Here is a 14,649-nt window from a genome sequence, read left to right as displayed (position 1 = left end):
CATGGCCAGCGTCAGGCCAACATGAGGGCGGCGGCGCGTTCAGCGATCATGATGGTCGGCGCGTTGGTGTTGCCGCTGGGCAATGCGGGCATCACCGAAGCATCGACAACGCGCAGTCCGGCCACGCCCCGTACGCGTAGTTCGCTATCCACCACCGCGCGCTCGTCACGTCCCATGCGGCACGTGCCGACCGGGTGATACACGGATTCGGCTTTGCGGCGGATGAAGGCCTCCCATTGCGCGTCGCTGGCCGGTTCCGATTCCGGAAAGACCGGCCGGCCACGATAAGGATCGAAGGCCGGTTGCGCAAAAATGTCGCGCGACAGTTTCGCCGCTTCGATCATGCGCGCGAGATCGTGGCCTTCCGGATCGCTGAGATATCCCGCATGGATCGCCACCGGCATCGATGGATCGGCCGAACGCAAACGCAAGCTGCCCCGGCTGCGCGGATGCAGGTAGCACGCGTGCAGGGTGTAGCCCCAGCCGGGCAGGCGATGACGCCCGTGGTCGTCCAGCAAGGCCGGCACGAAATGGAACTGGATATCGCAACGCGCATCCGTCGCCAGGCGGCTGCGCACGAAACCACCCGCTTCGGCGATGTTGGAGCTGCCGGGCCCGTCGCGATGGCGCAGGTAACGCCAGCCCACCGCGAGCTCGTTGAGCTTGTCGTAGGTGATGTTCTGCGTGCAATGGATCAGCGTGCAGATGTCCAGGTGATCCTGCAATCCGGCGCCCACCCCCGACAGGTCGGCCACCGGTGCAATGCCGTGTTCGCGCAGATGATCCGCGGGACCCATGCCGGACAGCATCAGCAACTGCGGCGAATTGATGGTGCCGGCGGCCACGATGATTTCGCCAGCGCGAACGGTCTGCCGCTCACGCCCTTGACGCAGCTGCACGCCTGTTGCGCGGTCGTGTTCGAACACGATGCGTTCAACCATGGCATGCGTGCGTATGTGCAGATTGGTACGTGCGCGTGCGGGCCGCAGATAGGCCGACGCGGTGGAACACCGCGTGCCATCGCGTTGCGTGACTTGATAGAGACCGAATCCGGCCTGTTCGGGACCATTGAAATCCGGGTTGCGCGAGTACCCGGCGCTGGCGGCCGCATCGATCAATGCCGCCGAAAGGATGTTGTGATGACGCAGATCCGAAACGTACAGCGGCCCTTCCGCGCCGTGCAGCGCACTTGCGCCGCGACTGTTGTTCTCGCTGCGTACAAACCATGGCAGCACCTGCGGCCATGACCAACGCGCGTCGCCGGTCGCTTCGGCCCAGGCGTCGTAGTCGGCGGGCACGCCGCGGATGTAGCACATGGCGTTGATCGAACTGGAACCGCCCAGCATCTTGCCGCGCGGCCACCACAGGCGACGGTCAAGCAATTGCGATTCGGTTTCGGTTTCGTAGTTCCAGTTGAGCCGGCGGCGTTTGGGCAAGTGCGCCAGTCCGGCGGGCATATGGAGGAAGGGGTGCCAATCGGCGCCGCCGGCTTCCAGCAGCAATACGCGATTGCTTGGGATGGTGCTGAGCCGATTGGCCAGTACGCAGCCGGCCGAGCCGGCGCCGACGATCACATAGTCGTAATCCATACCCGCCCCCCACACGTGGCCGTGTGTCACCAGGTACATGCTAGTCTTGCGCGGCCTTCCGCTGGAACCCCACCCGGTGCGTTCGACGTCTTCCGATTCTCTGCGTCATGACGCCACTCCGGCGCTTTCGGCGCTGGCGTTTTTCTTCGTGCTGACCGCCTACTACATTATTCGCCCGGTGCGCGATCAGCTGGTCGGCGCGGTGGGTTCTACGCAATTGCCATTGTTCTATGTCGCCGTGTTCGTGGCCATGCTTGCGCTGACGCCGCTGTTCGGCATGCTGGTGGCGCGCTTCCCGCGGAGGCGCGTTCTGGTTTGGAGCTACAGTTTTTTCATCGCGGGCCTGCTGGCGTTCATTCCGGCCTTCATGGCGCAGGAGCGCATCGGCGCGCGCACGCTGGGTGTGGGGTTTTTCATCTGGGGCAGCGTGTTCAACCTGTTCGTGGTGTCGCTGTTCTGGAGCCTGATGGCGGATGTTTTCGACAGCCGTCGCGCGCGCGAAGTGTTTTCGTTGATCGCGCTGGGCGGCATGGCCGGTGCGATCGTCGGGCCCTCCGTGACCAGTCTGCTGGTCGTCTTGATCGGCGTGGCGCCGCTGTTGCTGGTATCGGCCGTGATGCTCGGCGCTGCGTTGGGGCTGCTGTTGCGCATATCTGCGCAGCGAGGACAAAACACCCATGCCGAGCAACCCATAGGCGGTTCGTTGTGGGCGGGCGTGCGCGAATTGTGGTCGCGCCCGTTCCTGCGCTCGATGGCCATTCTGATGTTCCTGGGCGATGGCGTGGGTACGCTGGCCTATGCGCTGGTGTCCGACTACGCCAAGGCGCATCTGGCTTCCGCCGGCGCGCGCACAGCGTTCTATGCGCATCTGGACCTGGCTACGAATCTGCTCGGCTCGCTGCTGCAATTGACCCTGACGCGCTGGTTGCTGGTACGGCGCGGCGTCGTTTGGGCGATGGTGCTGCCCCAGTTGGTCAATCTTGGCCTGCTGGTGATGGTGATGCTTGGCGGCCATGCGCAGTGGAACGTGTTCGGCTATGGCGTGCCGCTGTTGGCGATGATGATGGTGGGCACGCGCGGCTTCATGTACGGCATGACCAAACCCGCCAGCGATGCGCTGTATACGCGCGTGCCGCGTGAAACGCGCTACAAGGGCAAGAACTTCGTCGACACCGCGGTGTGGCGTTTCGGCGACGTGGTGATCACCAGCGCCATCAGCAGCCTGGTGAAGCTGGGCATGAGCGTGGGCAGCATCGCGCTGATCGGCGTGGGCGCGTCGTCTTTGGCGGCGTGGATCGCGCGCAAAGCGGCTACCTCGCCGGATCTGGCGCCCGAGAGCGTAAATCGGCAATCGGAAATCGAGAATCGTAACGGCGAGGGCGACAAGCTTGCAGGTGGTCGCCTTTAACGATTGACGATTCCCGATTTACGGCATCACGAAGTGATATACCGCTGCAACTGTTCGATCTGCTCGGCCTGCGCACTGATCACTTCCTTGACCAGGTCGCCGATCGAGATCACGCCGATCACGCGATGCCCTTCCACCACCGGCAAGTGGCGTACGCGGCTGTCGGTGCACAGGCGCATGCAGTCGAAAACGTCCGTATCGGGTGTCACGGTGAGCACCGGACTGCTCATCACCTCCGATACGGGCGTCTGCGCGGACGATCGACCCTGCAAAATGATCTTGCGCGCGTAATCGCGTTCGGAAACGATGCCGACCAGTTGCTCGCCGCGCATCACCAGCAATGCACCAACGCTCCGTTCGGCCATGTGCTTGATCGCTTCCAGCACCGGTGCTTCCGGTGCAATGGCGAAGATGTCGCTGCCCTTCCTGTCCAGCAAATGCTTGACCTGACGCATCCAGACCTCCCCGGCGGCCGTGGCGATGGCCGCGTGGCGACAGTTTAGCGCTGCGGCGTTGCCTGGGTGTGAACCGTTTTGCGTGCGACGGGCAGGTGTTCTTCCTCGATGAAATACAGCGGCCGTTGCTTGGTCTCGTTGTAGTTGCGGCCCAGGTATTCGCCGATCACGCCCAGGGCGAGCAACTGGATGCCGCCCAGGAACAGGATCACCACCATCAGGCTTGGATAGCCGGGTACCGGATCGCCATTCAGCAGCGCTTTGAGCAGCACCTTGAGACCAAACAAGAACGCCGCCACGGCAGCGGCCAGGCCGGTCCAGGTGGCGAGCTTCAGCGGCGCGCTGGAAAACGAGGTGATGCCTTCGATGGCAAGCTTGGTCAAACGCCAGTAATTCCACTTGGTCTGGCCGGCCAGGCGCGGGTCGCGCAGGTATGTCACCGCCGTCTGGCGGTAGCCGATCCATGCGAACAGGCCCTTCATGAAACGCTGCCGCTCGCGCAATTGCGAGAGCGCCGCCAAGGCACGCCGCGAAAGCAGCCGGAAGTCGCCGGTATCGCGCGGCACGGCGGTGTCCGACATCATTTCCATGGTGCGGTAGAACGCGGCGGCGGTGAAGCGCTTGAAACCGGTTTCGCCGGCGCGCGCGCTGCGGGTGGCGTACACCACGTCGTAGCCGGCCTGCCATTGCGCCACCAGTTGCGGGATCAGTTCCGGCGGGTCTTGCAGGTCCGCGTCGATCACCACGGCGGCATCCGCATCCACGTGATCGAGCCCGGCGGTCAGCGCCGCTTCCTTGCCGAAATTGCGCGAGAGCTTCAGCGCGCCCACGCACGGGTCGGCGGCGGCCAGCGCTTGCATGATCGCCCAGGTATCGTCGCGGCTGCCGTCGTCGACGTAGAGCACGTCGCAAGTCAGCGGCAGCTGGTCGAGCACCTTGGACAGGCGCTCGTGAAACGCAGCAAGCACGGCCGATTCGTTGTAGGCAGGAACGACAACCGTAAGACGCGGCATGCCGGAGGGGTCCATCAATAGGTGATGCGTAAAGTGTAAGTGCTGGGCGAACGTTCGTGTGCTTGGCGGTCAGCGCCGGCGAGCAGGGCGTGCATCGCGCGGCAGCTGGCGGCTCTGCAGGTAGGCCGGCCCGCCGAGCTGGCTGACCTGTTGCTCGATCCAGCGCGCGCGTTCCTGCACGTAGGCGCTCGGACGATCGACGTGGAAGCGGTCCGGATTGGGCAGCACTGCCGCCAGCCGGGCGGCCTGTGCGGGGCCGAGTTGCGCCGGCGCAGTATGAAAGAACATCTCGCTGGCCGCGCCCACGCCGTAGATGCCGTCGCCGAGCTGGGCGATGTTCATGTACACCTCCAGGATGCGCTGCTTGGGCCAGGTCAGCTCCAGCAGCACCGTGAAATATGCTTCCAGGCCCTTGCGCACGAAGCTGCGCCCGTTCCACAGAAACAGGTTCTTGGCGGTCTGCTGGCTGATGGTGCTGGCGCCGCGCAGGCGTTTGCCGTCGTCGGCGGCGTCGATCGCGTTTTCGATGGAATCGAAGTCGAAACCATGGTGAAACGGGAATTTCTGGTCCTCGCCGGCGACCATCGCGATCGGCACCCATGGCGAAATGCGCGACCACGGCACCCAGTGCTGGCGCAACTGGAAATCCTTCTCGCCATGGGCCAGGGCAGAGAGGCGGCGCTCCATCATCACGGCCGACGTCCACGGCGGCACGAAGCGCAACACCAGCACCACGAACCAGCTCAGGGCGATCCATGACAGGACCACGATACCGGCGTAACGCAACAGGCGGCGAAAAAGTGGAAGATGCAGCATGGCACCGATCAGCATGGGGAGCCCCGGCAGTATAAGTGGCGCGCACGCCTTGCCATTGTTCCTGCCGATGCGAGCCCCCATTTCTCGCATCTTGCCGTATATGTGAGGTAGTTCAACGTGGAAACCGTGCTTGCCGAGGATGTGCTCCATCGCTTCTTGCTGGAACGTGCCGGCGTCCGTGGCGTGATCGTGCGGCTGGGCGCGGCCTGGCGCGAAGTGGCCGGACGTGCCGAGTACCCCGCGCCGCTGCTGGACCTGCTGGGCCAGACTCTGGCCGCCAGCGCGCTGCTGACCGGCAACATCAAGTTCGATGGCGCGTTGTCAGTGGAACTGAAAAGCAAGGGCGCCCTGCGACTGCTGTTTGCCGAATGCACCGATGCCGGCCGTCTGCGCGGCCTGGCGCGCTGGGACGAGGCCTTGCCCGAGCCGCTTTCCTTGAGCGAACTGCCGCAAGCGATCATGGCCATCACCATCGGCCAGGCCGAACGCGGCCAGCGCTATCAGGGCCTGGTGGATCTGGGCCATCCAGAATTGGCGACGGCACTGGAGAATTACTTCCAGCAGTCGGAGCAATTGCCGGCGCGCTTCGTGCTGGCGGCGAACGGACAAAACGCCGTCGGGCTGATGCTGCAGAAACTGCCGGGCGAGGGCGGTCACGATACCGAGCACGACGAAGATGGCTGGCCGCGCGTTGAGCAGCTCACCGCCACGCTCGGCCGCGACGAACTGTTGAACACCTCGCCGGAAGAAGTGCTTTACCGCCTCTACCACGAAGAAGTGGTGCGCCTGTTCAAGCCACGCCCGCTGGTCTTCGGCTGCAGCTGTTCGCGCGAACGCGTGGAAGCGATGCTGCGTTCGCTAGGGCGCGAGGAGATCGAGGCGACCTTGGCCTCGCAGAACGGCATGATCGAAGTCACTTGCGAGTTCTGTGCACGCCAATACACCTTCGATCGCGTGGATGCGGAGCATCTGTTGAGCGGAGGCACGGCGGCCAGTTCGACGGTGCAGTAGTTGCGCGAAGCGTCAATCGGGAATCGGGAATCGTTAAAAGCGAATCGCGCGCATTGATCTTTTGACGATTCCTGGTTCACGTCTATCGACGATTACGCCTCCCGCCCATCAAGCCACACTTCAACCGGCTGCGCTTGCGCAAACAGGAATCCCTGTCCGAAGCGGCAGCCGATATGCCGCAGCATCTCGCGTTGCGCGTCGTCCTCGATGCCCTCGGCGATTACCTGCATCTGCAGCGAATCGGCCAGCACCTGGATCGCGCGCACCACCGGCACGCTGTGGCTGTTGGCCTTGGCCAGTTCGATGATGAAGCTGCGATCGATCTTCAGCGTTTCGATCGGGTACTGATGCAGGTAGCTGAGCGAGGAATAGCCAGTGCCGAAGTCGTCGAGCGCAATGCTCACGCCATGCTGGCGCAAGTTGTCGAGCATGCGTTTCACTTGCGCGGGATTTTCCAGCAGCGTGCGCTCGGTCACTTCGATGCGCAGGGAGCGCGGGTTGACGCGGTAGGTGCGCAGCAGATTGAGCAGGCGATCGTCCAGGTCCGGCTGGCGAAAATGCCTGCCCGATACGTTGAGGCTGACGAATCCATTTGCACCCGCCAGCGTACTGGCTTGCGAGGCGACCTGCTCGAAGATCTGCCAGTCGATGCTTTCGGCGCTGCCGTTTTCTTCCGCCACCGCGAGGAAATCGCCCGGGCATAGCAGTCCGCGCACCGGATGGCGCCAGCGCAGCAGCGCTTCGTAACCGACCGTGCGCCCGTTTTCGAGCGCCACGATCGGTTGGTAGAACGGCACGAACTCGTTGCGGCTCAGCGCGCGGCGCAGATCGCCCTCCATTTCCAGCAGCGACAGCACTTCGCGGCGCAGGCGATCATCGAACACGGCGGAGCGATGCCGGCCCTCGTCCTTGGCGCGATACATCGCCGCGTCGGCGTCGCGCAGCAGTTCTTCCGGTTGCTGGTAGTGCGGGCCGGGCAGGGCGATGCCGATCGAGGCAGAGGTGAAAATCTCCTTGACGCCCAGGCGAAACGGCACGTGCAGCTCGGCGATGATGCGCTCGGCCACCAGCCTGGCCTTGCCGACGTCGCTGATGCCTTCCAGCAACACGGCAAATTCGTCGCCGCCCAGGCGCGCGACCAGGTCACGCGTTTTCAGGCAGGCGCGGATGCGGCTGCCGGCCTGGAACAGCAGGTCGTCGCCGATCAGATGGCCGACCGAGTCGTTGATCACCTTGAAGCGATCCAGATCAATGAACAACACTGCGAACAAGGCGCTCGGATTGGCGTGGTAGGCCTGCAGCGCCTGCCCCAGCCGCTGCAGCAGCAGTGTGCGGTTGGGCAGGCCGGTGAGCGAGTCGTGCAGCGTTTCGTACATCAGCCGGCGTTCGACGCGTTCGCGCTCGGCGATCTGTTCGCGCAGGTCGCGATTGGCCAAGGCCAGCGCGCGGGTGCGTTCGGTGACGCGGCGCTCCAGGTTCACGTACGCCTGCTTCAGCGATTCACTGGTTTGCTTGCGTTGCAGCGCGTTGGCGATGTGGTAGCTGACGAACGTGAGCAGTTCCTGGTCGCGCGTGTCGTAGATGTGCTTGGGCGAGTAGCTTTGCACGGCCAGCACACCTTTGACGTGGTCGTCCCAGATCAGTGGCACGCCCAGCCAGCACACGGATTTGGCGCCCGTTTCGGTATACAGGCCGGCGGCGGCCAGGCGTTCGAAGGTCTGGCGATCGGCCAACAGCGGCTTGCCGTGCTTGAGCACGTACTCGGTTGCGCCGTTGCCCATCGGGCGCGGAGCGCGTTCGGTATCGATCTCATCCACCGAATAGGGAAACGTAATGTTCTGCCCGCTTTCGTCCAGCAATGCGATGTAGAAGTTTCGTGCGTAGAGCAGGCCGCCGACCACGCGATGCACGGCTGCGTAGAAGTTCTGCTGGCTCTCCGGCGCACTGGCCAGCTCTGCGATGCGGAACAGCGCCGATTGCAGGCGTTCTCCGCGCTGGCGCTGCAATACCTGCTGGCGCAGCACGCGATTGGTGGCGCGCAGCGCGGCCGTGCGATCGGCCACCCGGCGTTCCAGTTCGGCGTGCGCCTCGCGGCGCTCCAGCGCCGTTTGCATGTGTTGCGCCACGTAGTTGAGCAGGTCGCGGTCCTGGTGGGTGTAGTGCGTATCCGGCCGATAGCTTTGCACCACGATGCCGCCGACCGCCTTGTTGTTGTGCGTGAGCGGCACGCCCAGCCAGTGTTCGCAAGCCGGCCCGATCAGCGTGAAGCGACCTTCCAGCTGGCGCGCCAGTTCCTCCACCGAACCCATCATGGGCTGCGTGCCTTGCAGCAAATTCCAGGTGAGGCTGTAACGCATGTCCTGCAGCGGATAACTTTCGTCCGGCGCCGGCGGCTTCTGGTCGACCGTGTCCACGTAATAGGGAAAGCGGACACTGTCGCTGACCGAGTCGTACAGGAAAATGTAGAAGTTCTCCGCGTACATCAGCATGCCGACGATGGAATGCAGCGATTGCATCATCTCGGCCAGGTTGTGTGTGGTGCTGGCCAGTTCGGCGATGGCGTACAGCGCGCGCTGCAGGCGCTCGGCCATCGCCAGGCGCGAGATCGATTCGTAAAGGCGCCCGGTTTCGCTGAGCTGGCGCAAACGGACGCCGGCCAACCGACCCAGCCATGCCAATTCGGCGCTGCCCTGCGCGCTGGGCGAGCCGGTTTCGGCCTGCATGCCGAGAATGCGCTGGGTCTGCGGATCGGTGGCCAGGATCACCCGGCCAGGGTCCACCCCAACCTCGCCGGCCGGCGGAAGCCAATGGAGCGTCCCGCGCAGTCCCAGCTGGCCGAGCGCCGTCTCACAAATGCGTAAGACATCATCCGCATCCATGGCACGAAACAGCCGCTCCAATGCCTCACGCAGCGCCGCCGGTAGGGCATCGCCGGAGGCAGGCGCGAAATTGCGGCTATCGGGCATTGAACTCATGACCTATGAGCGGGTCCACGCGGTACGTCGGTTGACTATATATCGTGAAGATACCGTCATGTGGCCGGCGTCCATGGCTTTTTCCATAGGTGAAGAAGATGTCTTCCCCATGCATTCCCCATGCCACAGGGCGGTCGCCGGCTTACCTGTTTTTGGTCGACTGCGCCGCAGAAAAATGCGCTTTCCGGGTGTTAGTAAAAAGTAAAGTAAGGTATACTGGATTTAGGGAGTTCGTATCGTTTCTCGGTACGAGCGGGTCTGTAGAACGAGTCTGAATTTGCAATGCGCCGATCGCTGCTGACACTGTCGCTGCTCTGCGTGCCGCTGATGGCGGCAGGCCAGACGTTGTCCGGTGATCAGATCAGCAACACCGCGTGGATGCAGCAACAGCAGGCGCTGAAAACCGGCCAGCCGCAACCGGAGCAGGGCTCGCTGCTGGTGCAGTCGCAAAGCAGTACGACGGCGGACGTGCAGAACAATGCCTCGCTTTCGTTGAATCCGCTTGCCGGCGGCACGGTCAATTCCAGCACCGTGCAATATGGTGTCACACCGAACGTTTCCGCGCAGGCAGGTGTCACGCAGCGCTCATGGGTGACGCAACCGCGCATCATCAGCAGCGAAGTGGGCGCCACCTACAACGCGGGCCGCTACAGCGTCGGTGTCAGCGTGGCGCAGGATCAGGCGCCAAGCCCCACGCCGCTGCCGCGCATATTGCCGGGTGCGGCGCCTGGCGTTAACGGTCTTGCGGATTTCGATAGCAGCACGCAAGTCAATGCGCGCGGACGCTTCGCCTTGAACGGCAATAGCGGCGTGCTGCTCGGCGCAAGCATGGGGCGCATCCGCCTGCTACCGGGCAATCAATTGGGGCTCAGTACGCTGGATCAGAAAGCACTGAGTTTCGGTATCGAACACGGTCCGGTCAGCACCAGCATCGTCGGCCGCACCATGCAGCCCGAACCGGGCACCGCGGTGCCGGGCATGCTCAACGCTGAGCGCCGCTGGAACAGCATCGACCTGGGTGTGACGTGGCGCCTGCCGTGGCAGGGCTCGTTGAGCTTCGGTGCGCAGAATTTGTGGTCGTCCGGCAATGCGGTGAGCACGCCGGCCGGTCCGCCGGAGCCGGATCAGTCGCGCACGCCGTACGTGCAATATCACCAGGATCTCTGATCCAACCGATATAAATGAAAACGCCCCCGCATGTCGGGGGCGTTGTCGTTTGCGGCATCGGAAACGCCGCCGCGTCAATCGCTTTTCCTGATCTTCAGGTCGCCACTGAACGTTTCGATATGGATCTTGCCGCTGCCGCTGCCGGCCATCGTATCGAGCGTGTTGCCGGGGCCATGTTCGGGATGCGTCGGTGTGCCGAAATCGCTATGCAGATTGCCGCTGAAGGTGCTGGCATGGATGTTGGCGCTGAGCGGATGCTGGAATTGCAGGCTCACGTTGCCGCTCATGCTGTCGATGCTCATGTTGCCGCCGTCGGCCAGGCCGCCGGTGAGCTGCACGTCGCCCGATACCGTGCTCAGGTTGAGCTGCTGCCAGGGGCCTCCGCCGGATTGAATGCGACCGGACACCGTCTGCAGTTCCACTGTATGGCCCAGCGACGGCGCAAGAATGTCGCCGCTCACTGTCTGCAGCTTCGCCTGTTCCGCATGGCCGGAGAAGGCAAGGTTGCCGCTCACGGAGACGACGTGCAGCGCAGGCGTCTGCGCGTTGATGCGGATCGGGCCGCTGACCGAATTGGCTTCGATATCGCCGCCCTTGATGCCGTCGATGCTCAGCGGTGCGCTGACCACGCTGACCTTTACCGATGCGGCGCGCGGCACGCTGACGTCCAGCGTGGTGGGTTCCATCGCATTCTCGCCGCTCCAGTTGAACCAGCCTTCGTGACCCTTGGCCTGTACGTTGATGGTGAGGTTGTTGTCGCTGCCTTCGATGGCAAGTGGCGCGGCGCCGTCGCCGAGCTGGCCGCCGACGTGTACTTCGTTGCGGTCCCAGGCGACGATGTTGACCGCGCCTTTGACGTTGTTGATGGTGACGTGTGCGGTGGACGCTGCCGCGTGGTGGAGATCCAGCGGCGTATCGGCAAACGCCTGCTCTCCTGCCAGCAGGCATAGCAGCAAGGTTAGACAGCGGGCGGTTTTCATTGTTGTTGTCCTTAGCCGGCTTGTTTCTCGAGGTCGCGCAGCTGGTTCTGCTGCGCATGGGTCCGTTGCAGCAAACGCTGCAGGGCGGGTGAATCGGGAGCTTGCTGCATGGCCTGTTGCAATTCCATGCGCGCGGCGTCCAGTTCGAGCGCGGCGCCGGCCAGGCGCGGGTCGCTCGGCTTCCACGGCGCGCTTTCCAGGCTCGGATGATCGCTGGCGATGGACGCCGCGCCATGCATTACCTGCATGCGCCACACGAGGCCACCGGCCAGTACTGCTATCGCCGCAATGCTCGCCGCCAGCGCCCAGCTGCGGCGATGTCGCGCAGGGGCCGCGGGCGCCGCCACGGCGACGTTGTTCGATGCGTCGTCGAGTGCTGCATCGATACGCGCCCACAGATCGCTCCGTGGCGTCACCGGCCGGTTCAAGTCGCGCATCTGGCGCCGCCATTCGAATTCGTTCATCGCACTTCTCCAAGAACCTTGCGCAACAAGCCGCGTGCACGATGCAGTTGCGCTTTGGACGAGCCTACCGCCATCTCCAGTTCGCTGGCGATTTCCTCATGGCGCCAGCCTTCCACGTCGTGCAACACCAGAACTGCGCGCGCCCGTGGCGGTAGTTTGCCGATAGCGCGCTCGAGTTCTTCGCGCTCGGCCGCACAGAAGGGCGTTTCGCCATGCTCGGGAACGCTTTCCTCATCGACATAGCCGACCGGGTCTGCGCCACGCGCGCGGATGTCCATCAGTGCCACATTCACCGCCAGCCGGTAAAGCCAGGTGCCGAACGCGCTTTGCTCGCGAAAGCTGTCCAGCTTCTGCCAGGCGCGCACGAACGCATCCTGCGTAAGATCCTCGGCGCGCGCATGATCGTAACCGGACAGGCGCAACATCGCGCCATGCACGCGCCCCGCGTGCTGCCGATACAGGCGCTGGAACGCTTGACGGTCGCCTGCGGCGGCCGCGCGAACGTCATCCATCTCGTTGTTTTCCGCAGCGAGCGCAGAGGGCATGGCGCTTCCGGTGGCAATGCAAGCAGCAATCATCTTGCCAGCTTGGATGCGTGTGGCGGGCGATGGGTTTAGAGGAGGCGATCCTTCACCGCCTGGCTGACCCTCTCTCCGAAAGAGAGAGGGGGAACCGACGATTCAGGCGTTGGCCGCCTTCAGGGGTGCGTGCAGGGCCTGGGCGATGCGCTGCTGTTCCTGCCGCAGCGAGGCGGGCAGGCGCTGGCCGAAGCTGTCGAGGTACTCGCCGATGGCGTGCAGTTCGGTCTGCCAGCCGGCGTGGTCGATGTGGAGCAGCTCGGCCACCGTCTCGCGCGGCAGGTCCAGGCCGTCCAGCTTGAGTTCGCCGCTGGACGGCACGATGCCGAGGGGCGTGTCGATGCCGCGCGCCTTGCTCTCCACGCGGGCGATCATCCATTCCAGCACGCGCAGGTTTTCGCCGAAGCCCGGCCACAGGAACTTGCCGTCCTTGCCTTTGCGGAACCAGTTCACATGGAAGATCTTCGGCAGCCTGGCGCCCGGTTGGTCGAACGACAGCCAATGGGTGAAGTAGTCGCCATAGTGATAGCCGCAGAACGGTTTCATGGCCATCGAATCGCGGCGCAACACACCGACCGCGCCGGTGGCGGCGGCGGTGGTTTCCGAGCCCATCGCGGCGCCCATCAGCACGCCATGCGCCCAGTCGCGCGCTTCCATCACCAGCGGCAGCAGCGACGGACGGCGTCCGCCAAACACGATGGCGCTGATAGGCACGCCTTGCGCATCCTCGGCCTTGGCCGACCAGGTCGGGCACTGCTTGGCACTGACGGTGAAGCGCGAATTCGGATGCGCGGCCGGACCGTTGGCCGGGTCGTACGGCCGGCCTTGCCAATCGATCACAGGCGTGCCGGGCAGGCCTTCCCACCATGGCTGGTTGTCGGCGGTGAGCGCGACATTGGTAAAGATGGTGTCGTGCGAAATCGAAGTCAGCGCATTGGGGTTGCTGTTGGCGCTGGTGCCAGGCGCCACGCCGAAGAAGCCTGCTTCCGGATTGATCGCATACAGACGGCCATCCACGCCAGGACGCATCCAGCAGATGTCGTCGCCGATGGTCCATACGCGCCAGCCGTTCTGGCGATAGCCTTCCGGCGGAATCAGCATGGCGAGGTTGGTCTTGCCGCAGGCGGAAGGGAAGGCGGCGGCGATGTAGTGCGTCTGGCCTTGCGGGTTTTCGATGCCGACGATCAGCATGTGCTCGGCCAGCCAGCCTTCGCGCCGTGCCTGGAAGCTCGCGATGCGCAATGCATGGCACTTCTTGCCGAGCAAGGCATTGCCGCCATAGCCGGAGCCGTACGACTTGATCGTGAGTTCCTCCGGGAAATGCATGATGAAGCGGCGTTCCGGATCGAGTTCGCCGATCGAATGCAGGCCTTTGACGAAATGACCTTCGCGCTCGATGCGCGCAAGCGCCGCGGCGCCCATGCGCGTCATCGTGCGCATGTTGGCGACCACGTAAGGGCTATCGGTGATTTCCACGCCGCAGCGTGCCAGCGGCGAATCGATCGGCCCCATGCAATAAGGAATGACGTACATGGTGCGGCCTTCCATGCAGCCTTCGAACAGCGCATCGATCTTCGTGTGCGCTTCGGCGGGCGCCATCCAGTGATTGTTCGGGCCGGCATCTTCTTCGTGCTCGGTGCACACGAAGGTGAGGTGCTCCACGCGCGCCACGTCAGACGGATGGGAGCGATGCAGATAGCACCGCGGATGCGTCTGCTGATTGAGTTCGATCAGATCCCCGGTCTGCAGCATCTGCTGCACCAATGCCTGATATTCGGCGTCCGAACCATCGCACCAATGGATCTTCGCGGGGCGCGTTTGCGCCGCCACGTCGCTTACCCATTGCTCGAGCGCCACTAGCTTGCTCGTCATGCTTTCCTCACTTTGGTATGCCAAGAAAAGATAGGCGCGACGCTAAGTTACGCTAACTGGCCTTGCAAGGTGGGGTGCAGCATAAATACGACTAAAGCGGGAACCAAGCACAGTTGATCGCACGTGCAGCAGTGCCGCACTTGCGTGACCGGGTTTCGATTTACGCTTCCCCGCCGGGCTTTAAGGAATCAGCGTGGCGATCGTATGTTGGACGTAGGCGTCGAATTCTTCGTGCGTCAACCTTGGCAGGCCGAGCGTGAAATTGAGTTGCAGAAAACCGACGTAGGCGGCGTAGGTAAGCCGTGCGCGATTGAGCGCCGC

The 14,649-nt window shown here is 63.7% G+C and carries 12 protein-coding genes and 1 pseudogene; 3 read left to right on the top strand and 10 right to left on the bottom strand.

Annotated elements, in window-relative coordinates; genetic code table 11:
• Positions 1-11: 11 nt before the first annotated feature.
• Positions 12-1,589 (bottom strand): GMC family oxidoreductase, encoded by a 1,578-nt coding sequence (locus tag ACTHNE_RS13550; RefSeq protein WP_440269517.1) that lies wholly within the window; start codon positions 1,587-1,589, stop codon positions 12-14.
• Positions 1,590-1,665: 76 nt separating this feature from the next.
• On the opposite strand from ACTHNE_RS13550, the gene ACTHNE_RS13545 reads away from it, so the two are divergent.
• Positions 1,666-2,997 (top strand): NTP/NDP exchange transporter, encoded by a 1,332-nt coding sequence (locus ACTHNE_RS13545; protein WP_440269516.1) that lies wholly within the window; start codon positions 1,666-1,668, stop codon positions 2,995-2,997.
• 26 nt (positions 2,998-3,023) lie between these two features.
• Here ACTHNE_RS13545 and ACTHNE_RS13540 read toward each other — a convergent pair whose 3' ends face one another.
• The 3 genes from ACTHNE_RS13540 to mtgA all read right to left on the bottom strand — a co-directional run bounded on the left by ACTHNE_RS13540 (position 3,024) and on the right by mtgA (position 5,281).
• Complete coding sequence (locus tag ACTHNE_RS13540; RefSeq protein WP_324945574.1) at positions 3,024-3,452, bottom strand: CBS domain-containing protein; 429 nt, start codon at positions 3,450-3,452, stop codon at positions 3,024-3,026.
• Positions 3,453-3,496: 44 nt separating this feature from the next.
• Positions 3,497-4,465 (bottom strand): glycosyltransferase family 2 protein, encoded by a 969-nt coding sequence (locus tag ACTHNE_RS13535; RefSeq protein ID WP_440269515.1) that lies wholly within the window; start codon positions 4,463-4,465, stop codon positions 3,497-3,499.
• 69 nt (positions 4,466-4,534) lie between these two features.
• Positions 4,535-5,281 carry a monofunctional biosynthetic peptidoglycan transglycosylase gene (gene mtgA, locus ACTHNE_RS13530; RefSeq protein ID WP_440269514.1) on the bottom strand — a complete coding sequence of 249 codons (747 nt, stop codon included), beginning with the start codon at positions 5,279-5,281 and terminating at the stop codon, positions 4,535-4,537.
• A 117-nt stretch (positions 5,282-5,398) separates the two neighbouring features.
• Here mtgA and hslO point away from each other — a divergent pair, with 117 nt between their 5' ends.
• Complete coding sequence (gene hslO, locus ACTHNE_RS13525; protein WP_324945583.1) at positions 5,399-6,292, top strand: Hsp33 family molecular chaperone HslO; 894 nt, start codon at positions 5,399-5,401, stop codon at positions 6,290-6,292.
• A 92-nt stretch (positions 6,293-6,384) separates the two neighbouring features.
• On the opposite strand, the gene ACTHNE_RS13520 is transcribed toward hslO, so the two are convergent.
• Positions 6,385-9,267, bottom strand: a complete 2,883-nt coding sequence (locus ACTHNE_RS13520; RefSeq protein WP_440269513.1) for a bifunctional diguanylate cyclase/phosphodiesterase — start codon at positions 9,265-9,267, stop codon at positions 6,385-6,387.
• A 282-nt stretch (positions 9,268-9,549) separates the two neighbouring features.
• On the opposite strand from ACTHNE_RS13520, the gene ACTHNE_RS13515 reads away from it, so the two are divergent.
• Positions 9,550-10,434, top strand: a complete 885-nt coding sequence (locus ACTHNE_RS13515; protein WP_440269512.1) for a hypothetical protein — start codon at positions 9,550-9,552, stop codon at positions 10,432-10,434.
• A gap of 74 nt (positions 10,435-10,508) precedes the next feature.
• On the opposite strand, the gene ACTHNE_RS13510 is transcribed toward ACTHNE_RS13515, so the two are convergent.
• The 5 genes and pseudogenes from ACTHNE_RS13510 to ACTHNE_RS13490 all read right to left on the bottom strand — a co-directional run.
• On the bottom strand, positions 10,509-11,414 hold the full coding sequence (locus ACTHNE_RS13510) for a DUF4097 family beta strand repeat-containing protein (RefSeq protein ID WP_324945588.1): 906 nt from the start codon (positions 11,412-11,414) through the stop codon (positions 10,509-10,511).
• An 11-nt stretch (positions 11,415-11,425) separates the two neighbouring features.
• Positions 11,426-11,878, bottom strand: a complete 453-nt coding sequence (locus tag ACTHNE_RS13505; protein ID WP_440269511.1) for a hypothetical protein — start codon at positions 11,876-11,878, stop codon at positions 11,426-11,428.
• Entirely contained in the window at positions 11,875-12,423 is a 549-nt protein-coding gene (locus ACTHNE_RS13500) for an RNA polymerase sigma factor (RefSeq protein ID WP_440269510.1), read from the bottom strand. The genes ACTHNE_RS13505 and ACTHNE_RS13500 overlap by 4 nt, the downstream gene beginning before the upstream one ends.
• A gap of 135 nt (positions 12,424-12,558) precedes the next feature.
• Positions 12,559-14,328 carry a phosphoenolpyruvate carboxykinase (GTP) gene (locus ACTHNE_RS13495; RefSeq protein ID WP_440269509.1) on the bottom strand — a complete coding sequence of 590 codons (1,770 nt, stop codon included), beginning with the start codon at positions 14,326-14,328 and terminating at the stop codon, positions 12,559-12,561.
• Between the two features lie 180 nt (positions 14,329-14,508).
• A pseudogene (locus ACTHNE_RS13490) lies at positions 14,509-14,649 on the bottom strand (TetR/AcrR family transcriptional regulator); the annotation flags it as partial.

It is taken from the genome of Dyella sp. (assembly GCF_051954575.1).
GTDB lineage: Bacteria > Pseudomonadota > Gammaproteobacteria > Xanthomonadales > Rhodanobacteraceae > Dyella_B.
The sequence above is the reverse complement of the archived record's forward strand: the minus strand, read 5'-3'. Positions and strand labels throughout refer to the sequence as shown.